Below are 21,753 nucleotides of genomic sequence, written 5' to 3'. Positions count from 1 at the left end.
ATCTTGGAGGTGGTCGTGGGACGTCGACCGAGTGTGTTCGTCCGGCCGGTCACGATGGACGAGGGCCGGAAGCTGCAGCGGATCAGCCGGACCGCGAAGGACCCGGTGAAACTCCGCCGGGCGATCGTGGTGCTGATGTCCGCCCAGGGCCAGACGGTCAAGGACATCTCCACGCTGATGCAGGTCGGCGAGGACTACGTCCGCGATGTCATCCACGCCTTCAACGAGCGGGGGTTCGACGCGCTGGACCCAAAATGGAGCGGGGGACGCCCCAAGACGATCAGTGACCAGGTGCGTGAGCACATCTGCCTGATCGCCCGGACATCCCCCGCCGACTGGAAGATCACCGCGTTCTCCACCTGGAGCCTGAGCAAGCTCGCCGAGCACCTCGTCAAGTATCAGGTGACCGCAGCCATCAGTCGGGAGACCCTGCGCCGGATCCTGCGCGCCGGCAAGGTCTCCTGGAAGACCACCACTACGTGGAAGGCGTCCACCGACCCGGAGTTCATCGCCAAGATGCACCGCATCCTGGCGCTCTACGACACCCCGCCGACGGACGGGCGGGTGATATGCGTCGACGAGTTCGGGCCGCTGAACCTGATGCCCCGCAAGGGCAAGGCCTGGGGGCTGGTGAGGCGTCCGCGCAGGCTGCGGGCCACCTACAACCGCTATGGCGGCGTGCGGCACATGCTCGCCGCCCTCGATCTGGCCACCGGCAAGCTGTACTACCGCATCCGCCCGCGCAAGCGCTGGCGCGAGTTCCTCGGCCTGCTCAAGACCCTGCGTGCGCGCTGGCCTGGGGAGAAGCTGTATGTGGTGCTGGACAACTTCTCCCCGCACAAGCATGCCCAAGTGCGGGCCTGGACCACGGACAACGACGTCGAATTGGTCTTCCTGCCGACCTACGGCTCCTGGCTGAACTGGATCGAGGCCGAGTTCGCGGCCCTGCGCTACTTCGCCCTGAACGGCACTGACCATCGCAGCCACGGCGAACAGAACGCGGCCATTGCAGCCTACGTCCGCTGGCGCAGTGCCCGCGCCGAGCCGAAGACGGCGTTCGCGCCCGACTCACCGATCAGGTCCTGGACCGATTACCCGACCAAGACTGCGTGACGAGCCACTAGTTCGGCAACACCCAGTGGATGGCGGCGCTCTCGAAGCCGCCGGAGCTCAAGGCGATCGCGCCGGTGATCACGTGGTCCGATCCGGACGACGGACTGTGGATGCGCGGCGGCGCGATCGAACTCGGCATCACCGCTCCCTGGTCCCTCATGCACGGCGCCGACACCCTGATGCGTCGCACCGGGCTCGACGGGCTCGTGAGCAGCATATCCGGGCTCGTGCAGGACCTCGACGGCCTCGCGACCGCCGGTTACGGGGAGCTGCCCGCCGGGCGGTTTCCCGCGTTCGCCCGCCACGACCTCCCCGAGCTGGGCTACGAGCGCTCCCGGCGGGAGCCCGACTGGGCGCGGTCCTGCCGCGTCGCGGGCCGGTACGACGAGGTCGACCTGCCCACCTTCCAGGTCGGCGGCTGGTACGACATCTTCAGTCAGGCCACGCTCGACTGGGCGCGGTCCTGCCGCGTCGCGGGCCGGTACGACGAGGTCGACCTGCCCACCTTCCAGGTCGGCGGCTGGTACGACATCTTCAGTCAGGCCACGCTCGATAACTTCACCGCCATGCGCAGGGCCGGCCGGTCCGGCACGCTGATCATGGGACCCTGGGCCCACACCAACTGGCGGCAGTTGGTCGGTGACGTCAGCTTCGGGTTCGGCGCGAACTCCGATTTCATGGGCATGCGGGGGCGCATGCATGACATGCAGTTCGACTGGTTCCAGCGCACGATCGGCGACGGTCAGGCTCTGGAGCCGGACACGGGCCAGGTGCCGCTGTTCGTCATGGGCATCAACCAGTGGCGCGAGGAGACCGAATGGCCCCTGTCACGGGCGGTGGACACCGACTTCCACCTGCGCGCGGACGGACGCCTGACCCCTGAGTCACCGTCCACCGCCGAGCAGCCCGAGGAGTTCACCTACGACCCCATGGATCCGGTGCCCACCACCGGCGGCGCGCTCCTGATGTCCGACGAGTTCCGCCCCGGGCCGCTCGACCAGACGGCCGTGGAAGCGCGCGAGGACGTCCTGGTCTTCACCACCGAACCGCTCGCCGAGGACGTCGAGGTGACCGGTCGCGTCCGGGTGGTGCTCTTCGCCGCCACGGACGGGCCCTCGACCGACTGGGTCCCGCGCCTGTGCGACGTCGATGAACACGGCGTCTCCCGGAATGTGGCCGACGGCGTCCTGCGGGGTACGGGCGGCGACACCGGGCGAGGTGGCCGAGCACGTCGTGGATCTGTGGTCGACCAGCATCGTCTTCCGGGCGGGTCACCGCATACGGGTCCAGGTCACCTCCAGCAACTTCCCGCGCTGGGACCGCAATCTCAACACGGGTGAACCCGAGGAGAGCGCGACCACGGCCCGAGTGGCCTGGCAGCACATCTTCCACGACTCCACCCGGCCGTCCCGCATCGTCCTGCCGGTGGTTCCGGCCCGGTGACAAGCGCTGCAGGTCCCATGGGCGAGGTGGCCGACGTCGTCTCGCCCGGACCTGCCTTCGCCAGGCCGCGGCCTCATTCGTGGACGGGGCCGCACGGGGACCTCGACGTGGCCGAGTGCTGCGTCCGTCGAGCCGCCCCATGTGGGCTGATCGTCTCCCGGCAGCTCCCCGGGCGCGGGCCGGGACACACGGAGGGTGCGGCCTGGCCGCACATGTCCTGCCCGTTGGGCCCTGCGGACGGGACGACGGCCTGGGACACACGGCTACTTCACTGATCAGTCACCTGAGGCGGTCAACCAACCGGCGAACCGATCGCAGCAGTGACCTCACACCCCGAGTCCCCGTCGCTGCCGAGGCCGTCAGCGGCCGCCCGAGTAGCTGCCGCCCCTGACTTCCCCGTGCCGTCGGAAGCCGGTCGCCCCTGATCGCCGCCCGGGTGAGCCCGTAAAGCCGTTGCGGGGCATCCATGCGACGCCGAGTCGTAGGGCAGCTACCCCTCATTCGCCGCCGGACTCCGGACCAGGTCATCGCTCCCCGTGGCTGCTGACGAGACACAACCATGACCCGACTTGCGCAAGGAAACCGATCGGTTTACGGTGAGCTGAAACCGATCGGTTTCCAACTCTTGGAGGTAGTCGTGACAGCAATCGAAGGCGCCACTGTCCTTGTCACCGGAGGCGGCCGGGGTATCGGCAAGATGCTGGTCGAGGAGCTCTATGGGCGCGGGGCCGGCAAGGTCTACGCCACGGCCCGTGACCCGCGCACGGTGACGCACCCCGGTGCCGTTCCGCTGGCTCTTGAGGTGACCGACCCCGCATCCGTGACGGCCGCCGCCGAGCAGGCCCAGGACGTCACCATCCTGATCAACAACGCCGGCGCCTCGGTCCGCGCCTCGTACCTCGACTCCCCGATGGAGGAGGTGCGCCGCGACCTGGAGACCAACTTCTACGGGCCGCTGCTGGTCACCCGGGCCTTCGTGCCGATCATCGAGCGCAACGGCGGGGGCCACATCCTCAACGTCCACTCCGCCCTGTCCTGGCTGGCCGACGGCACGCCCTACGGTGCCTCCAAGGCCGCCCTGTGGTCGCAGACGAACTCCCTGCGTCTGGAGTTGCAGCCGCGCGGCATCGCGGTGACCGGGCTCCACGTGGCCTACGTGGACACCGACATGACGTCGGGTCTCGACGCACCCAAGGCCGACCCCCGCGACGTCGCAGTGGCCGCCCTCGACGGCATGGAGGCGGGGGCGCACGAGGTGCTGGCCGACGACACCACCCGCTGGGTCAAGTCGCAGCTGTCCGCCGATCTGGCAGCCCTGTACCCGCAGTTGAACAACTAGTACGCACTTACCGATTTCAAGGTGATTCTCATGGAAAGTCCGCTCACCCACCGCTTTGTCAATGTGAACGGGGTCAGACTGCACATCGCCGAGCAGGGGCAGGGGCCGCTGGTCCTGCTGCTGCACGGCTGGCCGGAGAGCTGGTACTCCTGGCGTCACCAGTTCGGGGCGCTGGCAGCGGCCGGGTACCGGGTCGTCGCCCCGGACCAGCGCGGTTATGCCCGCAGCGAGCAGCCGTCGGACGTCACTTCGTACACCCTGCTTCACCTCGTCGGCGACGTCATCGCCCTGATCGAGGAACTCGGCGAGGAACAGGCGGTCGTCGTGGGTCACGACTGGGGCGCACCCGTCGCCTGGACCGCGGCGATGCTGCGCCCCGACAAGGTCCGTGCGGTGGCCGGGCTCAGCATTCCGCCGATCCTGCCCGGCGGGATGGTCCCGCCGTCGATCACCCGCACCCAGTACGGCGAGGGCTTCTACCAGGTCTACTTCCAGCAGCCGGGAGTCGCCGACGCCGAGTTCGCCAAGGACGTCCCGGAATCCTTCCGCCGCCTCCTGGTCGGTGCCTCGGGCGACAACCCGCTCGGCATGGAGCCCCGCCCGTTGGTCATACCCGACGGTCTGGGCCTGCTGGACACCATGCCGGTCTCGCCCGGCCTCCCGGCCTGGCTGACCGAGGAGGACATCCAGGCGTACGCCGAGGACTTCGCCCTCCACGGCGAGCAGGCGTTCACCGGAGCCTTCAACTGGTACCGGAACATCGAGCGCAACAACGAACTGCTCACTGCTTTCAGGGGGCGCGGGATCGACGTCCCCGCACTGTACGTGGTGGGAGACCGCGACATGGTCACCTCACTGCGCGGCCCGGACGGGGGCAGCTCGCTGAGCGAGATCCTCCGAGGCGAGGGCGGGCCGGGCAACCCACTGAACGCTGTCCCGCAACTGCACGACGTGGTGGTGCTACCGGGCTGTGGGCACTGGACGCAGCAGGAGCGTCCCGCGGAGACCAACGCCGCACTCCTGGACTTCCTCGCCCACATCGACGGCCCCGCGCCCCGATGACACTGCACAGAATCCGCCTGCCCGGCACGGTTCGGCGGGAGGAGGGCCCAAGGCCCGCGTGGCGGCCATCGAGCCAGGCGGCTTCGCCGTCATCGACCGCTTCCGGCGGGCATGGTCACCTCCGCGAGTCCGACCGAGACCCTGGCCAGCCACCGCGCCGAGCGGCGGCATAGACGCCCAAGCGACCGAAGCGGCCCAAGACGGTCGCCGGCCACTTCCTGTGGCTTTCCGTACAGCCGACTCACCCCAACCAGTCGAAGGAACCATTGATGTCAGAGCGCAGTCCCATCCTGATCACCGGAGCCGCCGGCCATATCGGTGGTGTGAGCCGAACGATCGTCGACAAGCTGCTGGAACAAGGGCACCCGGTGCGCGCGTTCGTGCGGCAGGACGACGACCGCGCGCAGGCACTCCGCCAGGCCGGCGCCGAGGTCTTCGTCGGAGACCTGCTCACCATCGCCGACGTGACAGCCGCGCTCAAGGGCTGCCGGCGCGTCTACTTCAGCATGAGCCTGTCGCCGTACTACACCGACGCCGTCAGCCTGATGGCCGCGGCGGCGCGGGCCCAGGGCGACATCGAGGTCTTCGTCAACATGTCCGAGTACGAGCAGTCGTTCATGACGTTCGAGAAGATGACCGCACCGGAGCAAGAACGGCGTGCATGGCTCGGCGGACTCGTCGCGGACTGGTCGCCGCAGCAGCGCGCCCACTGGGTCGCCGAGCGGGTGCTGGAGTGGTCCGGCCTCCCGACCGTCAACGTGCGGGCGGCCATGTTCGTCGAGAACCCCCTGATGACCTGGCTGGCCCTGGGCCCGCTGGGCAACGGTGAACTGCGCCTGCCCTTCGGCCACCACCGGCTCGCACCCATCGCGGGTTACGACGTCGCGGAGGCGTGCGCGAAGATCCTGGCCGACCCGGCGCCGCACATCTCCAAGTCCTACGAGCTCAACGGTCCGGAACTGAAGGACATGCACGGGTTCGCGGAGGACTTCGGGGCTGTGCTGGGACGTCAGGTCACCTACGTTCCCGAAGAGGTCGAGACCTGGAACGAGACCTATGTGGACCCTGCCCTGGCCGAGTTTCCGCACACCGCGGAGCACATGAAGACGCTCACCCGGCTGATCGGCGGCGGCGGGTACCGCGGCGTCACCGACCAGTTGCGAACCCTGCTCGGGCGCTCTCCGAAGACCGTGCGGGGGGCGCTGGAGAACCATCCGCGCATCCAGAAGCTGGCGACTGGCTGAGTCGCCGAGCGGTCGAACTGCGGTCATGAGCGAGGAGACGAGCGGTGATGTTGCCGGGATCTGTGGAGGAACAACCTTCACACTGGCGGTTGGAACGCGTCGACTTGGGAGAAGTACCCTACGCCGCGGCGCAGGCGGACATGGCCCGCTGGGTCGAGGAGCGCAAACAGGGACTCGCCGCGAACCGGCTCTTCCTGCTCACGCACCCTGCGGTGATCACCTACACCGCCCGGACGCCGAACGACCAACTGCCCGACGCCGCCTCGCCCATCGCCCTGGTGCAGACCAACCGCGGCGGACATGCCACCTACCACGGTCCCGGCCAGCTCATCGGCTACCTCGTGCTCAACGTGCGCGAGCTCGGTCCCCGTGGACTGATCCGCCGTGTCGAGCAGGCACTGATCGACGCACTGGACAGCCTCGGCTTCCCAGCGGTCCGCCGCGAGACGCCGCCGGGGTCGGAGAGCCTGGCGGGCGTGTGGACCCCCGATCACCGCAAACTCGCCTCGATCGGCATGCGCATCAGCGGGAGCGTCTCCAGCCACGGCTTCGCCCTCAACATCGACCCCGACCTGAGCGTCTACACGACCTTCACCGCCTGTGCCCTGCCCGGCGTCCGGATGACCTCCCTGGCCGAACTCGCCGCCGAACGGGGCCTGCCGATCCCCACCCATACCGAGGTGCGCGACACCGTCGCACGAGCAGTCACCGCACACCTGACACCAGGTTAGAAAACAGGAAAGGATGCCCGATGGCCGGCAAGAACAAGCTCGACGACCATCCCACCGTCGTCAAAGTCCGCCAGCGGCACGACCGCGGCCTCACCCGGCCCGCCGAGCCACTGGATGTGTCCTGGCTGCGGCAGCTGTGTCTCGACGCGGGTGCGGACGACGTCGGTTTCGTCGAGATCGACCGACCGGAGATCGGCGACCAGCGAGCGGACCTGGAAGCCGCGCTGCCGGGTGTCCGAGTGCTGATCAGCTTCGTGACCCGGATGAACCGGGAGAACATCCGCACTCCCTCACGCTCGGTCGCCAACCTGGAATTCCATCACACCGGCGACCACTCCAACGAGGTCGGCCGGCAAGTGGTGGGCAAGCTGGAGGCGATGGGCGTGCGCGCCCTCAACCCTGCGATGGGTTTTCCGATGGAGATGGACAAATTCCCCAGGAAAGCGTGGGTCGTCTCGCACAAGCCGGTTGCCGTGGCGGCCGGGCTCGGCAAGATGGGAATCCACCGCAACGTCATCCATCCCAAATTCGGCAACTTCATCCTGCTGGGCACCGTCCTCATCGACGCCGAGGTCAGCGAATACACCAGGCCCATCGAGTACAACCCCTGCCTGGAATGCAAGCTGTGCGTGACGGCCTGCCCGACCGGGGCGATCGCCTCCGACGGTCACTTCAACTTCTCGGCCTGCTACACGCACAACTACCGTGAGTTCATGGGTGGCTTCGGCGACTGGGCCGAACAGGTCGCCGAAAGCCGTAACGCCCATGACTACCGTTCGCGAGTGAGCGACAGTGAGAGCGCGTCCATGTGGCAAAGCCTCTCCTTCGGCGCCAACTACAAAGCCGCCTACTGCATGTCGGTCTGCCCGGCCGGCGAGGACGTCATCGGCCCCTGGCTGGACGATCGCAAGGCACATCTGACCCAGGTCGTGCGCCCGCTGCTGGACAAGGAGGAGACCGTCTACGTCGTCCCGGGTTCCGACGCCGAGCAGCACGTGGCGGACCGGTTCCCCAACAAGCGCACGAAGCATGTCGCGATGAGCTTGCGCGCGAACAGCATCGACGGTCTGGTGGAGGGCCTGCCGCTGATCTTTCAGCGCGAACAGGCCAGGGGCATGTCCGCCACCTATCACTTCACCTTCACCGGCGACGAGTCCCGGCAGATCACCGTGACCGTCCGCGACCGTGAACTCGACGTCGCCGACGGACATCACGGTGAGCCGGATCTCAGGATCACCGCCGACACGCGCACCTGGCTGCGTTTCCTCGCCAAGCCGTCGCTGTTGGCGTGGGCACTGGTGCGCAGGCAGATCAAGCTCCAGGGCCCGCCCCGACTGCTGCGCGACTTCGGCCGCTGCTTCCCGTCCTGATCGGTCAGAAAAGGACGCATCACCGAATCATCACTGTAAGAAATGGAAGGCCGATCATGAGCACACTCAGCACCGAAGTCGAACTCGACCTCGTGTTGGAACGTAAGGAAACGATGGCCGAAGGTGTCGTGCTGCTGACATTGCGCGACCCGGAAGACCGTACACTGCCGGAATGGCAGCCGGGAGCCCACATCGATCTGGTACTGCGAGCCGACTTGGTCCGGCAGTATTCACTGTGCGGGGACCCCGGGGATCGGCACCGCCTTCAGGTCGCGGTGCTGCGTGAACCGGAAAGCCGGGGCGGGTCGAGCTACGTGCACGACGTGCTCAAGGAAGGTGAGTCGGTACGCATCCGCGGGCCACGCAACCACTTTCCGCTCGTGAAGGCCAAAAACTACCTGTTCATCGCAGGCGGAATCGGGATCACCCCCATCCTGCCCATGGTGGCAGCCGTCAACGCGACCCGCGCCGACTGGCGCCTCGTCTACGGGGGCCGCACCCGAGCTTCGATGGCATTCGGTGAGACTCTGCAGCGGGCCTACGGAGAGCGGGTGAGCCTGCGGCCGCAGGATGAATACGGGCTGCTGGACCTGCCTTCGCTCCTCGGCAAGCCGCAACGGAAGACAGCCGTCTACGCCTGCGGTCCGGAACCGCTGCTCGCGGCGGTCGAGGCCGGCTGCGAGAAGTGGCCGAGCGGGTCTCTGCACCTGGAGCGCTTCGCCCCGAAGCAGGACGTCACAGCCGGGCCGCAGAGCAGCTTCGAGGTCGAGCTGGCCCGGTCCGGCAGGACGCTGGTGGTCTCTGAGGACATGTCCGTTCTTGAGGCCGTCGAAGCTGCCGGTGTGCCGGTGATGACCTCCTGCGAGGAGGGAATCTGCGGAACCTGCGAGACGAAGGTGTTGTCCGGGGAGATCGACCACCGCGACTCGGTCCTGGACGACCAGGAGCGCGCCGCAGGCGACACCATGATGATCTGCGTCTCCCGAGCCAAGGGCGACCGCCTGGTCCTCGACCTCTGAAACTCCTTGTCCCCCGATCGTGACGCTCGTTTGACGCTCCGAGGGCCTGAGTGCCCGCCAGAAGAGCCGGAAAATGCGGTCTGAGCTGGGATTTCTTCCCCCCTCGTGTCTCATGTGACATGTTTTCGATGACGCATCATGTGGAGTGCGTGGCGATTCTGGAGCCTACTGCAAAGGGCATCTGACCTGCTGTTTTGTATTCCAGATGGTCAGTTCGACTTGTTTTCGTTCGTAGATGGCGTCGACTGAGGTGCTGTTGTGCAGAACTGTCCGAACTGCAGCTTCAAGGGCCGGCGCGGGTCTCGCGGGCGGAGTGGTGATGCGGAATCCACAATCTTGACGCTCGGATGACGCTCGAATATTGGAAGTCCCAACCTCGCGGACCTCTCCGGCCCCGCGCCGTGAGGCCGGGGCCGTCGGCACGGCGCGAGGACTTCGGTTCGGGGGCGACTGCGCCTCGCCGGCGGCGGTGCGTGCCACTACCTCGTCGCACGCACCTTGGAACGAGAGCGCTGCCCCGATGCTCGTGACGAGAACGAGCCCCCCGCGCTCGTACGGCTCGCCGTACATGACTGCCTGACGCAGGCGCGTGTCGGTGGCGGAGACGGCCTCGCCGAGGTCAGCTTTGCCGGCGTCGTGCCTGCTGCTTGCCCTGACGGGCGGTTCGACCAGCGGGGCGGGCTCGCAGAAGCAGGAGAACAGCGGCGACCCCCCCTGCTGTCGTCGGCCGCTAGATCCAGCTACGGCCTCGGTGGTCGAAACGGAGCAGCACCCGAAGCGGGGGCACCCCACGGCGCAGCCGCACCGTGTCTGCGGCGCCGAGCGGAGCCAGTCGAGGCAGAGATTGGTGACGATCTTGGTCAGCCACGCTTCCGGGACCTCAACCCCTTCGCGGTCTGCGGCCTGCCAGCACAGGAGGGTGTCCTGCACGGCGTCCTCGGGGTCGGCGGCCGAGCCGAGCAGACGATACGCGAGTGAGGTCAGCCGCCCCCGGCCGGCCTTGAAGCGATCAGTGTCCGGGCTGTCCCTGCGAAGCAGCTGACGCAGCGCCCCTTACACCGGCCCGGTCAGGCGCGGTGGCCAGGCGGTGCTTGTGCTTCGGCATGCCGAAGGTCGGGCGATGCCCCACCGTGTCCTTGCGGAACCGCTTGCGTCGCTGGACGGCGAGCGCAGGTCCGAGGTGGTCGATGATGCGGTCGGCTGCGGACTTGGACACCCTGAACAGCGGCGCCAGCCGGCGCAGGGTCAGGTCAGTCCGCCAGTACGCGGCGACCAGCAGCACGCGGCCCTCGAGCGGCAGGCTCCACGGCCGGCCCTTGCGCACCGGATCCGCACCCTCGCGCCGCAACGCGGTGATCAGCTTGCCGAACTGACGCAGGCTCAGCCCGGTGAACGGGACAGGTTCTCGGAGTCAGCGGCGATGCCACGGCAGGGCCGCCGGGTAGGCGTCCTCCTCGCCGGCCTGCTTGAGGGAGGCGACCACGGTGGCGGTGATGGTGGCGAGTTGCTCCACCTGTTCGGGGCTGAGGGCGTCGAACACCACGCGGCGTACGGCAGCAACATGGCCGGGGGCGGCCTTGGTCATCAACTCCATGCCGGCATCGGTGAGTTCGGCCAGCTGTCCGCGTCCGTCGGCCGGATCCTCCCGGCGCCGCACGTAGCCCGACTCCTCCAGGCGGATCACCGCGCGCGTGAGGCGGCTGCGGGTGAACTTCAACTGCTCGGCGAGCAAGGACATCCCCAGGGCGCGGTCGGGTGCCACGGACAGGCGGGCCAGGAGGCTGTAGTCCGCGTGCGTCATGGCCGCGTCGCGCCGCAACTGCTGATCGAGGTAGTCGTTCAGCAGCGTCGAGCAGTCGAGGTAGTTGATCCAGGCTCGCAGCTCTTCGGGAGTGAGCCACCGGGGGGATGTCATGGTGGCCACTCTAACCGAGGTGTTTGCCTGATCAAACACTTCGGGGTAGCGTCCCATATGTTTGAGGAATCAAACGTCTGTCTTTCCGGCGCTGCACCTGTCGTTCTTGAGCTCTCCGCAGGAGGTCCCCATGCCCGGTTCCGTCCCCGAAGTCGTATCGTCCGCCCCGTCCGCCCCGCCCGCGCCGCGCTCCCGCCGCCTGACCGTGGTCGTGGGGCTTCTCGCGGCGGCTGTCGCGGCCGTCCTCGGAGACGTGGTGGTCGCGTTGCTCGCCCGCGCGGCGGGGGCGTCGGGCGATTTCGCTCCGCTGCACCCCGCCGCGTACGGGCCGCTGACGGCGTTCGGCGTCGTCCTCGGCGCCATGGGCTGGGCGGTCGTCCGTCGTGTCGCCAAGAACCCGGCGGGGCTGCTGCGGTGGCTGGTGCCCGTGTTCGTGGTCGTGTCGTTCGGGCCCGACCTGTCCCTCCTCGGTGGCGGTACGCCCGGCAGTGGGCCGCTGGCCGTCGCCGCGCTGATGGTGATGCATGTGGTGGTCGCGGTCGTCGCCGTCGCCGCCTATCGGCGCGTCCTGCCGCTGCCTGTCCGCTGACGCTGCCCGGCATGCGCGACGTGCCGGCTGCTGGCTGCCGACAGCCGACGGCCGCGGGTCCCGGAGGCCGGGACGACCGAGCTCCGGGACACCGCTGTTCGCGCCCAGGAACGGTCATGCACGTCTTCCGTCTGCGTGACGGTTGCCCGTCCCATCCACAGCGTGGATAACCCGGATACGGGATTCGGATCGCGCAGGGGATGGCACCGGCGCTTTGGTGCCCCCATAGTCGTCGCTACCGCACGCCGCTGTCCGGATGCCGCCGGCGTGCGAGCTTCCCCGGCATGCCGTGCGCCGTCGGCGCCGTGAGGCATGCCCACTCCCTTACGCCGCCCCCTGGAGTCGCCATGCCCGGTTCCGTGCCCCCGCCGCCTCACGCGGCGGTCGATGCCACCACTCCGTCAGCCGTCGCCGTCTCGGGCCCGGCCCATCTGCTGCGGGTGACCCTTCTGATGGCGGGCAGCTGTCTGCCGATCCTGGGGGCGGTGCTGATCGCCCCGGTACTGCCGAAGATGCAGGACCACTTCGCGTCGGTCCCGGGGGCCAAGGCGCTGGTGCCCCTCGCACTGACCGTCCCGGCGCTGGCGCTGGCGCTGCTGGCCCCGTTCGCCGGGGTGATCGTGGACCGGCTCGGCCGCAAGCGCCTGCTGGTCGTGGCGACCGTCCTGTACGCGCTGTTCGGCACGGCACCGCTGTGGCTGGACTCGCTGGGCGCCATCATCGCCAGCCGCGCCCTGGTCGGAGTCGCCGAGGCCGCGATCATGACCTGCTGCACGACTCTGATCGGCGACTACTACAGCGGTCACCGACGGGTGAAGTACCTCGCCCTGCAGACCATGTGCGCCTCCGCGTCGGCCACCGTCTTCTTCGTGCTCGGCGGCGCCGCCGGATCGGCGGGCTGGCGCGTGCCCTTCTGGGTCTACGCCGTGAGCCTGGCGCTCGCCCCGCTGATGGCAACCGCCCTGCCCAACCCGGCGGCCCGTGCGGACGGCGAGGAGACTCCGGCCGAGACGGAGGCCCGCCGCTCGTTCCCCTGGCGGCAGTTGGGCGGCATCTGTGCCCTCACCTTCTTCGGGGCGATGGTCTTCTACACCGTCCCGGTGGAGATGTCGTACCTGCTCGACGACCTCGGGGTGGAGAACACCGGCGTGATCGGACTGGCCACCGCGATCGCCAGTGCCGCGACCGTGGGCGGAGCGGTCGCCTTCGCCCGGCTCAAGCGTTCTCCCGACCCGATGCTGCCCGCCGTCTTCGCGGTCTGCGCGGTCGGCTTCGGGGTGATGTTCCTCGCGGGCAATGCCCCGCTGCTGGTCATCGGGGCGGTCGTCAACTGTGTGGGCACCGGCATGCTGCTGCCCGCCCTTCTCACCAGTGCCATGTCCCGCCTGGCGTTCGAGGACCGCGGCCGTGGGACGGGGTTGTGGATGACGGCCTTCTTCGGCGGTGAGTTCATCTGCCCGCTGGTGCTGCTCGCCGGGGAGTCCGCGGTCGGCAGTCTCGCCGGTGCGGTGGGCGTGCTGGGGCTGGCCGCCGCCCTCGTCGCCGCGGGGCTGTGGGCGGCCCGCCGCCGGGTGGGCGCCGTCGATCCCCGGCCGTTGCCGGAGCAGTTGGCCTGAGGGCGTGCGGGAAGACCACCGAGAGCGCGTCGATCACGGGCTGCCGCCGGGCCCGGTCAGAGCCGGCCCGGTCAGAGCCGGCCCGGCGGCAGCCCCGCGCTCTGGTCGACGGGCACGGCCTTCCCTGGGCCCTTGCCATGGCTGTAGCCGTTGCCCGCCAGCGTCGCGCCCACTTCCGCGGCCTTCTGCCGCAGCCAGATGTGGCCCGCGTCCTGAGCGTGCACCGGGTGCCACCACATCGCCTCCCGCACCGGTACCGCCTCGAAGGGGCAGGGCAGGACGCGCACCGCGGCCGATCGGACCGCCTTGCGTGCCAGGCGCTCCTGGATCATCGCGATCCGGCGGGTGCCCTCGACCATGAGGGGCAGCAGCTGAAAGGTCTGCACGGACACCTCCACCTGGGGACTGATCCCAATCATGCTGAGCTGGCGGGCGGCCGGGGCGTCGTAGGGACGCTGGTAGACGGCCCAGGGCAGACGCCCCAGCTGGTCCAGGGAGAGTTCGTCACCGATCTCGGGGTGATCGTCGGCGACCAGGAACAGCCAGCGGTCCTGGTGGAGGTCGACGGCGGGCAAGCCGTCGATGACGCCGTGCGGCATCAGCAGTCCGTCGACGGTGCTCAGCACCGCGGCGGTGTTCTCCACGATGGACGGTGCCGGGTGCTGGAAGGTGAGCCGGATGCCGGGCGCTTCCTCGTGCACGGTGCGGGCGAGTGCGGCACCGAACACGGCCGCCCCGTAGTCGGAGGCGAGCAGGGTGAACTCACGTGACTCCGCCGCCGGGTCGAAGTCGGCCTGGCTGGAGAAGACCCGCTCCAGCAGGTCGCACGCGGTGGCGCTGCGGTCGCGCAGGGCGGCGCCGAGCGGAGTCAGCTCGTAGGCGTTGCCGGTGCGGGCGAGCAATTCGTCGTCGAAATGGCGGCGCAGCCGGGACAGCGCGGCGCTCATGGCCGGCTGGCTGAGGCCGATGCGCTCGCCGGCCCGGGTGACATTGCGCTCCTCCAGCAGCGCGCGAAGGGCGAGGACCAGATTGAGGTCGAGTCGGGACAGGTTCACCGGCAACCACCTAGCAACGAGAGCCATCCATGACGTGGATTCGACACATCCACAGGATTAATTTCCGTGATTGGCCGATCGGGGTCAGAGTAGACCCCAACCCCGCAGGAGGAAATCAGATGGCAACGCTCGCGCAACCTGCCGGCCCGTTCGCGCTCGGCACGTTCTCCACTCAGGACGGGGAGCCGTTTCCCGGCCTCCTGGCCAATGACCGGGTACTCGATCTGCGCAGCGCCCTGGACTGGGCGCCGTCGGATCTGCGCGCAGTCCTGGAGCGGTGGGAGGAGACCCTCCCCGTCCTGCGCACCCTGGCGGACGACGACTCCCTCGGCCGGCGGCCACTGGAGGGCCTGCGCGTGCACGCCCCCATCGAGCCGCGGCAGATCTTCCAGTCCGGCGCCAACTACCGGCAGCACGTGATCGACCTGGAGGTCGCCCACCGCTCCCCGGACGACCCACGCACGGTCGAGGAGGCACGAGCGGAGATCGCCGCGGTCATGGACCGCCGGGCCGCCGAGGACCTGCCCTACGTGTTCATCGGCCTGCCCAGCGCGATCACGGGCCCCTACGACGACGTGGTCCTGCCCGCCTGGGCCGAAAAGCCGGACTGGGAGCTGGAGTTGGCGGCCGTCGTCGCCAAGCCCGCCTACCGGGTGACGGTCGAGGAGGCCCTGGAATACGTCGCCGGGTACACCATCGCCAACGACCTCACCGACCGCGCCACCGTGTTCCGCCGGGACATGCCCGCCATCGGCACCGACTGGCTGCGCTGCAAGAACGCTCCCGGTTTCACGCCGCTCGGCCCGTGGCTCGTACCTGCGGAGTCGATCGCGGACACCGGTGACCTGCGGGTCACGCTCAAGCTGAACGGCGAGACCATGCAGGACGAGTCCACCAAGGACATGCTCTTCGGAGTCGCCCGGCTGGTGTCGTACGCCTCGCAGACGGCTCAACTCCTGCCCGGTGACCTGGTGTTGACCGGCAGCCCGGCCGGCAACGGCATCCACTGGGGACGCCTGCTGCGCGACGGCGACGTCATGGAGGGTTCCATCACCGGTCTGGGCGTGCAGCGCACCCGCTGTGTCGCGGAGGGAACGGCATGAGCCTGGACCGCCGCGACCCGGAGGGCGCGATAGCCGAGGCCGCCAAGGCGTACTCCAACTGGGGGCGTTGGGGTGAGGACGACGTGCTCGGCACACTGAACTTCCTCGACGAGGCCAAGCGGCGCGAGGGCGCGGCGCTCGTGCGCCGCGGCGTGAGCTTCTCGCTGTCGCAGCGGTTCGACATGAACGGCCCGCAGAAGGGCTGGCGCCGGCGGACCAACCCGGTGCACACCATGCTCGACACGGGGACCGACGCGGCCCTCGGCAACCAGGGTTTCCCGCACGGCATCGGCGGCGCGGACGACGTGATCGCGATGCCGCTGCAGTGCTCCACCCAGTGGGACGGCCTCGGGCACATCTTCGACCACGGCAAGGCGTGGAACGGACGGGCCGCCGAGCAGGTGGTCACCTCCGACGGAGACCTTGTCACCGGCATCGAGCACATGGCGCCGTACGTCGCGGGACGCGGCGTGCTGCTCGACGTGGGCCTGGTCGTCGGCACGGGTGGGGGCACCTCCCGCTCCAGCGGAGCCGAGAGTGGGGGAGAGCTGCCCGACGGGTTCGCCATCACCGAGGAGCACCTGGAGCAGACCGCTGAAGCCCATGGGGTGACCGTCGGCCGCGGCGACATCGTGCTCGTCCGTACCGGACGTCTCGCCCGCGCCCGCCGCGACGGCTGGGGCGACTACGCGGGCGGCCCCGCGCCCGGCCTGTCGTTCACCACCGCCGGCTGGCTGCACGGCACCGAGATCGCCGCCATCGCCACCGACACCTGGGGTTTCGAGGTCCGCCCCAACGAGTTCGACAACGCCTTCCAGCCGCTGCACCAGGTCGTCATCCCCAACATGGGCCTGCTGATCGGCGAGATGTGGGACCTCGACGCACTCGCCGCCGACTGCGCCGACGACGGCGTGTACGAGTTCTGGCTCACCGCCGCTCCCCTCCTCATCACCGGAGCCGTCGGCTCCCCGGTCAATCCGATCGCCGTCAAGTAACCCGCACCACTGCCGGATGCGCCGTTCCCCGGACAGCAGCGGCGCATCCGGCCCCCACCGCTCCACCCGCTTCGCCGGGTGACCCGTCCCCACCTCTGGCCCGCACGCGCAGCGGGCGAGCCGCAGCCCCCGCCGCCCGAAGTCGCGCGGCCCAACCCCGGGAGGAATCCCCGACATGGCTGACAACCGCACTCTCTCCCAGCCTCCGGCCGGGGGCACACCCACCGTCCTGGTCATCGGCGGGGGCGCCTCAGGCAACGCCCTCACCATCCTGCTGCGCCGCGCCGGCATCGCCGTCGACCTGATCGAGGCCAAGCCGGACTGGAACGCCACCACCGGCTCCGGCATCACCCTCCAGGGCAACGCCCTGCGGGTCCTGCGCGAACTGGGCGTGTGGGAACAGGTGAAAGCCTCCGGATACGCCTTCGGCTCGCTGGGCGTGACCACCCCCGACGGCACCGTCCTGTTCGTCGCCGAAGACATCCAGACCGGCGGCGAGGACCTGCCCGCCACCCTCGGCATGCAGCGCCCCCAGCTGCAGCAGATCCTCATCGACACGGTCCGCGCCTCCGGCGCCGACGTTCGCCTTGGCACCACCGCCGAAGCGCTGGAGCAGGACGCCGACGGCGTGTCGGTGCGCTTCAGCGACGGCAGCGAGGGCCGCTACGACCTGGTGATCGGCGCCGACGGAGTCAACTCCGCCACCCGCGCCGCGATCGGCATCACGGACAAACCCGAGCCGACCGGCATGGCCATCTGGCGCATCGCCGCCCCGCGGCCCGAGAGCGTGACGCGCACCGACCTCGCCTACGGCGGCCCCGCCTACATCGCCGGCTACTGCCCCACCAGCGAGAACACCATCTACGCGTACGTCGTCGAAGGGTGCCGCGACCGCGCCTCCATCGACCCGGCCACCTACGCCGACGAGATGCGCCGCCTGGTGCAGAGCTACGGCGGGGTCTGGCCGGAGATCACCGAGCACATCACCGACCCGAAGAAGGTCAACTACACCTGGTTCGACCGCCTGCTGGTCGAGGACTCCTGGCACCGGGGCCGGGTCGTGCTCATCGGCGACGCCGCCCACTGCTGCCCGCCCACCATGGCCCAGGGCGCGGCCATGTCCCTGGAGGACGCCCTCGTCCTCGCCGAGCTGCTCAGCGGGGCCGTGGCCGACGGCCGGGACTGGGACGACGAGCTGCTCCAGGCCTATCACGACCGCCGCATTCCCCGGGTGCGCACCGTCGTCGAGGCGTCCATGCAGATCGGCCAGTGGCAGCTGGACGGTGTGCGCGACGCCGACATGGCCGGGCTGGTCGGCCGCACCATGAACCTCCTCAAGGTGCGCCCGTGACCACCACCGCATCCTCCGCGCCGACCATCGACGTCCACGCCCACCTCCTGCTCCCGGAGGTCGAGGAGGCCGTCGCCGGTCATCCCGGTCTCGCCGAGGCCCGCGCCCTCGACGCGCGCCGCAACGGCCCGGCGGCCCTGGCAGTGAACGGTCCGATGGTCGGCGCGCGCGTGCCGAAGCTGACGGACGCCGCGGTGCGCCTGACGGCCATGGACGCGCAGGGCGTGGACATCCAGCTGGTCAGCCCCTCGCCGTCCCACTACCACTACTGGGCCGAGCCCCAACTGGCCGAGAAGGTCTGCCGACTGGCCAACGAGGGCACCGCCGCACACTGTGCGAAGGCTCCCGACCGCCTGCACGGCCTGGGCCTGGTCCCGCTCCAGCATCCCGACCTCGCGGTCGGCCTGCTCGACCACGCCCTGGACCAAGGGCTGAGTGGGGTGGAGATCTCCTCCCACGCGCCCGGCCACGAACTGTCGGACCCGGCGTACGAAGCCTTCTGGTCCCGTGCGGAGGAGACAGGCGCCCTGGTCTTCCTGCACCCGTTCGGCTGCTCCCTCGACGAGCGCCTGGACCAGTGGTACCTGTCCAACACCGTCGGCCAGCCCACCGAGAACGCGGTCGCCCTCTCCCACCTGATCTTCTCCGGCGTCCTGGACCGTCATCCGGGCCTGAAGCTGATCGCGGCGCACGGCGGCGGCTACCTGCCCACCCACATCGGCCGCTCCGACCACGCCTGGCGGGCCCGTCCCGACGCCCGGGGCTGTGAGCGGGAACCGAGCAGCTATCTGAAGCAGCTGTACTTCGACTCCCTCGTCCACGACCCTCAGGTGCTGCGGGAGTTGCTGCGAGCGGTCGGCCCGGAACGGGTCCTGCTCGGCTCCGACTTCCCCTTCGACATGGGCACCGACGACCCGCTCGGCGCGCTGCGCGCCGCAGACCTGCCCGACACCGACTTCCACTCCGTCCGCGGCGGAAACGCCGCCGCTCTGCTCAACCTCGTCTGAGGAGCCCCCCCATGAGTAACCGCCTGCTCACCCACCTCCGCCACGTCGACCTCGCCGTGCCGGACTACGACAAGCAACTCGACTTCTACGCCGGAGTCTGGGGCCTGACCAAGGTCGCCGAGGACTCCGGCATCTCCTTCCTGGCCGCCGAGGGCAGCCCGGAGCAGTACGTCGTCCGGCTGCGCAAGGCCGAGGAGAAGCGCCTCGACCTCGTGTCCTACGGTGCCGCGAGCCCGGCCGACGTGGACACGCTCGCCGAGCAACTCCTCGCCGGGGGCGTCCAGCTGATCCACCAGCCGGGCAAGGTGGAAACACCCGGCGGCGGTTATGGCTTCCGCTTCTTCGACGTCGACGGGCGCACCATCGAGGTCTCGGCCGACGTCGAGGTGCGGCAGCACCGCAAGATCGAGGAGAAGGAGTCGATCCCGGTCAAGCTGTCGCACGTCGTCCTCAACTCGCCGGATCTGGACAAGACCAAGGCGTGGTACGAGAAGCACCTCGGCTTCCGGCTGTCCGACACGCTCGGCCATCCGCACATAGGCGACGTCATGCACTTCATGCGGATCAGCAACCAGCACCACTCCATGGCCATCGCCAAGGGCCCGCACACCTCGCTGCACCACATCTCCTTCGAGATGCGCGGAATCGACGAGTACATGCGCGGCTCCGGCCGTGTGATGCGCGCCGGCTTCCGGAAGATCTGGGGGCCGGGCCGGCACATGGCGGGCGACAACACGTTCACCTACTTCCTCGACCCGCACGGCAACACGGTGGAGTACACGACGGAGTTGGAGCTGCTGGACGAGGACACCTGGCACCCGCACGTCTACGACTTCTCGAAGCCCGAGGTCACCGACCAGTGGGGCACCGCCAACCCCATGAACGAACTGGTCACCAAGGAGTCCTTCAACGACGTCGACCGCGGCGTCTTCGTCGCTCCGCCGGTCTGATCGGCGGAGCCTTCAGTCCCCGGGGGTGCGGTTGCCCTGTCAACTGCCCTGACTCCCCTGCCGCACCCCCGGCCTTCGTGCCACCCCTCACACCGACAGCCGACAGGAAACTGCCATGCGTTTCGCCGCGTACGAGTACCGCAACCGACGCCACGTGGCCGTCGTCGCAGAGGACGGCACTCTCCACCCCCTGCCCGGCGTCAGCTCACTGACCGGCCTGCTCGCCGAGGGCGGCGGCCTGCCCGAACTGCTCGACGCGGGCTCCGCGATCCTCGACGTCCCGGCCGGCCCCCACATCTCCGACGTACGACTGCTGGCGCCGCTCCAGCCGCCCACCGTGCGGGACTTCGTCACCTTCGAGGAACACGTCGAGGGCGTACGGCGGTCCGTGGACGGGGCTGCCGGGGTACCGGAACGGTGGTACGCGGCCCCGACGTTCTACTTCGGCAACCCCTACGCGATGTACGGGCCGCACGACGACATCCCCATGCCGCCGGGGTCGAGCGTGCTCGACTTCGAGCTGGAGGTCGCCGCCGTGATCGGAAAGGAGGGCCGCGACCTCACGCCCGAGCAGGCCCGCGACCACATCGTCGGCTACACCGTCTTCAACGACTGGTCGGCACGGGACCTGCAGTCCGCCGAGATGAAGGTGGGCCTCGGCCCCTGCAAGGGCAAGGACACCGCCACCACGCTGGGTCCTTACCTGGTCACCGCCGACGAGCTGGGGAAGTACCGCGATGCGGACGGCTTCCTGCGCCTGGCGCTCACCGCCGAGATCAACGGCGAGGTCGTGGGCAAGGATCTGCTGTCCAACATGAGCTGGACCTTCGAGGAGATGGCCGCCTACGCCTCACGCGGCACGGTCGTCCGCCCCGGTGACGTCCTCGGTTCCGGGACCTGCGGAAACGGCGGCTGCCTCGCCGAGCTGTGGGGTGTACGGGGTGAGCAGTCCCCGCCTCCCCTGAAGCCCGGCGACACGGTCACCCTCACCGTCGAGGGCATCGGCTCCGTCTCCAACACCGTGGTGGCCGGCCCGGACCCCGTGACCGTTCCCGTCGCCCGACGCCGCACGAGGGAGCGGCCGTGACCGATCTCCATCCCAAACGGCTGCTCGGCAGGGTCGTCGTGGTCACGGGCGCGGCCGGTGGCCAGGGCGCCGCGGAGGCCGAGGCGCTGACCCGCGAGGGCGCCCGGGTGATCGCCACCGACGTCTCGGAGTCACCCGGCTGCCGCCGTCTCGACGTCACGAGCGAGAAGGGCTGGGCGGAACTCGCCGCCGACCTGCGTGAGGCGTACGGGCAGGTGCACGGTCTGGTCAACAACGCGGGCGTCACCTGGCGGGCCCGGATCGACGACGTACGCCCCGAGGACATGGCCCGCGTCCACGCGGTCAACGTCACCGGCCCGCTGCTGGGCATCCAGCACCTTGCCCCGCTGATGCCGCCCGGCTCCTCGATCGTGAACGTCGGCTCGTCCGCCGCGCTCACCGGCCACTACCCGGTCGCCTACACGGCCAGCAAGTGGGCGCTGCGAGGCCTGTCGAAGACCGCTGCCATGGAACTGGGGCCCCGCGGCATCCGCGTGAACACGATCCACCCCGGCTTCATCGAAACGGACATGACCGCCTCCGCGGCGCCCGGCTTCCGAGAGGCGAACGTCCGCGAGACACCGCTCGGCCGCACCGGAACCGTCGACGAGATCACCCCGCTCGTCGTCTTCCTTCTCTCCGGCGAGGCGTCCTTCATCACGGGGGCCGAGATACCGGTCGACGGCGGGCTCACCGTGCACGGCGGCGCCAAGTCGATCTCTGACGCCCTGCGCGCGGACGCCTGAACCGGCGACCACGCAGGA

General features: G+C 69.4%; 18 protein-coding genes and 3 pseudogenes. 17 read left to right on the top strand and 4 right to left on the bottom strand.

What is annotated here, in order from left to right; genetic code table 11:
* The first annotated feature begins 15 nt into the window (after window positions 1-15).
* From O1G22_RS10745 to O1G22_RS10710, 8 genes and pseudogenes are all read left to right on the top strand, one after another.
* Window positions 16-1,113 (top strand): IS630 family transposase, encoded by a 1,098-nt coding sequence (locus tag O1G22_RS10745; protein ID WP_270081152.1) that lies wholly within the window; start codon window positions 16-18, stop codon window positions 1,111-1,113.
* Between the two features lie 29 nt (window positions 1,114-1,142).
* A pseudogene (locus tag O1G22_RS10740) lies at window positions 1,143-2,556 on the top strand (CocE/NonD family hydrolase).
* A 637-nt stretch (window positions 2,557-3,193) separates the two neighbouring features.
* Window positions 3,194-3,895, top strand: coding sequence for an SDR family oxidoreductase (locus O1G22_RS10735; RefSeq protein ID WP_270081151.1), 702 nt, complete (start codon window positions 3,194-3,196; stop codon window positions 3,893-3,895).
* A 30-nt stretch (window positions 3,896-3,925) separates the two neighbouring features.
* Window positions 3,926-4,957, top strand: a complete 1,032-nt coding sequence (locus O1G22_RS10730; protein WP_270081150.1) for an alpha/beta fold hydrolase — start codon at window positions 3,926-3,928, stop codon at window positions 4,955-4,957.
* Window positions 4,958-5,226: 269 nt separating this feature from the next.
* The gene (locus tag O1G22_RS10725; RefSeq protein ID WP_270081149.1) at window positions 5,227-6,201 is read left to right on the top strand and encodes an NmrA family NAD(P)-binding protein; all 975 of its coding nucleotides are present in this window, start codon (window positions 5,227-5,229) and stop codon (window positions 6,199-6,201) included.
* Between the two features lie 104 nt (window positions 6,202-6,305).
* Window positions 6,306-6,932: a lipoyl(octanoyl) transferase LipB gene (gene lipB, locus O1G22_RS10720; protein ID WP_270081148.1), complete on the top strand. Its 627-nt coding sequence runs from the start codon at window positions 6,306-6,308 to the stop codon at window positions 6,930-6,932.
* A gap of 20 nt (window positions 6,933-6,952) precedes the next feature.
* Window positions 6,953-8,302 (top strand): SCP2 sterol-binding domain-containing protein, encoded by a 1,350-nt coding sequence (locus O1G22_RS10715; RefSeq protein ID WP_270081147.1) that lies wholly within the window; start codon window positions 6,953-6,955, stop codon window positions 8,300-8,302.
* A gap of 56 nt (window positions 8,303-8,358) precedes the next feature.
* Window positions 8,359-9,321 (top strand): PDR/VanB family oxidoreductase, encoded by a 963-nt coding sequence (locus O1G22_RS10710; protein WP_270081146.1) that lies wholly within the window; start codon window positions 8,359-8,361, stop codon window positions 9,319-9,321.
* Between the two features lie 816 nt (window positions 9,322-10,137).
* Here O1G22_RS10710 and O1G22_RS10705 read toward each other — a convergent pair.
* From O1G22_RS10705 to O1G22_RS10695, 3 genes and pseudogenes are all read right to left on the bottom strand, one after another.
* A pseudogene (locus O1G22_RS10705) lies at window positions 10,138-10,359 on the bottom strand (sigma factor); the annotation flags it as partial.
* Window positions 10,360-10,447: 88 nt separating this feature from the next.
* Window positions 10,448-10,705: pseudogene (locus O1G22_RS10700) on the bottom strand (helix-turn-helix domain-containing protein); the annotation flags it as partial.
* Between the two features lie 27 nt (window positions 10,706-10,732).
* Entirely contained in the window at window positions 10,733-11,236 is a 504-nt protein-coding gene (locus O1G22_RS10695) for a MarR family winged helix-turn-helix transcriptional regulator (protein WP_270081145.1), read from the bottom strand.
* A 130-nt stretch (window positions 11,237-11,366) separates the two neighbouring features.
* On the opposite strand from O1G22_RS10695, the gene O1G22_RS10690 reads away from it, so the two are divergent.
* Complete coding sequence (locus O1G22_RS10690; protein WP_270081144.1) at window positions 11,367-11,825, top strand: DUF6069 family protein; 459 nt, start codon at window positions 11,367-11,369, stop codon at window positions 11,823-11,825.
* 347 nt (window positions 11,826-12,172) lie between these two features.
* Complete coding sequence (locus tag O1G22_RS10685) at window positions 12,173-13,441, top strand: MFS transporter (protein WP_270081143.1); 1,269 nt, start codon at window positions 12,173-12,175, stop codon at window positions 13,439-13,441.
* 71 nt (window positions 13,442-13,512) lie between these two features.
* On the opposite strand, the gene O1G22_RS10680 is transcribed toward O1G22_RS10685, so the two are convergent.
* The gene (locus tag O1G22_RS10680; RefSeq protein ID WP_270081142.1) at window positions 13,513-14,496 is read right to left on the bottom strand and encodes a LysR family transcriptional regulator; all 984 of its coding nucleotides are present in this window, start codon (window positions 14,494-14,496) and stop codon (window positions 13,513-13,515) included.
* Window positions 14,497-14,615: 119 nt separating this feature from the next.
* Here O1G22_RS10680 and O1G22_RS10675 point away from each other — a divergent pair, with 119 nt between their 5' ends.
* The 7 genes from O1G22_RS10675 (at window position 14,616) to O1G22_RS10645 (ending at window position 21,735) form a co-directional block, all read left to right on the top strand.
* Window positions 14,616-15,599, top strand: a complete 984-nt coding sequence (locus tag O1G22_RS10675) for a fumarylacetoacetate hydrolase family protein (protein WP_270081141.1) — start codon at window positions 14,616-14,618, stop codon at window positions 15,597-15,599.
* On the top strand, window positions 15,596-16,594 hold the full coding sequence (locus O1G22_RS10670) for a cyclase family protein (RefSeq protein ID WP_270081140.1): 999 nt from the start codon (window positions 15,596-15,598) through the stop codon (window positions 16,592-16,594). The genes O1G22_RS10675 and O1G22_RS10670 overlap by 4 nt, the downstream gene beginning before the upstream one ends.
* 175 nt (window positions 16,595-16,769) lie before the next feature.
* A complete protein-coding gene (locus O1G22_RS10665) occupies window positions 16,770-17,945 on the top strand; it encodes an FAD-dependent oxidoreductase (RefSeq protein WP_270081139.1) in 1,176 nt (391 codons plus the stop codon).
* Window positions 17,942-18,952: an amidohydrolase family protein gene (locus tag O1G22_RS10660; protein WP_270081138.1), complete on the top strand. Its 1,011-nt coding sequence runs from the start codon at window positions 17,942-17,944 to the stop codon at window positions 18,950-18,952. Before O1G22_RS10665 ends, O1G22_RS10660 begins: the two co-directional genes overlap by 4 nt.
* 11 nt (window positions 18,953-18,963) lie before the next feature.
* Window positions 18,964-19,902 (top strand): VOC family protein, encoded by a 939-nt coding sequence (locus O1G22_RS10655; protein WP_270081137.1) that lies wholly within the window; start codon window positions 18,964-18,966, stop codon window positions 19,900-19,902.
* Window positions 19,903-20,017: 115 nt separating this feature from the next.
* The gene (locus O1G22_RS10650; RefSeq protein WP_270081136.1) at window positions 20,018-20,989 is read left to right on the top strand and encodes a fumarylacetoacetate hydrolase family protein; all 972 of its coding nucleotides are present in this window, start codon (window positions 20,018-20,020) and stop codon (window positions 20,987-20,989) included.
* Window positions 20,986-21,735 carry an SDR family NAD(P)-dependent oxidoreductase gene (locus O1G22_RS10645; RefSeq protein ID WP_270081135.1) on the top strand — a complete coding sequence of 250 codons (750 nt, stop codon included), beginning with the start codon at window positions 20,986-20,988 and terminating at the stop codon, window positions 21,733-21,735. Before O1G22_RS10650 ends, O1G22_RS10645 begins: the two co-directional genes overlap by 4 nt.
* Window positions 21,736-21,753 lie beyond the last annotated feature (18 nt).

The organism is Streptomyces camelliae, from assembly GCF_027625935.1.
GTDB lineage: Bacteria > Actinomycetota > Actinomycetes > Streptomycetales > Streptomycetaceae > Streptomyces > Streptomyces camelliae.
This window is presented reverse-complemented; position numbering and strand designations above follow the sequence as displayed.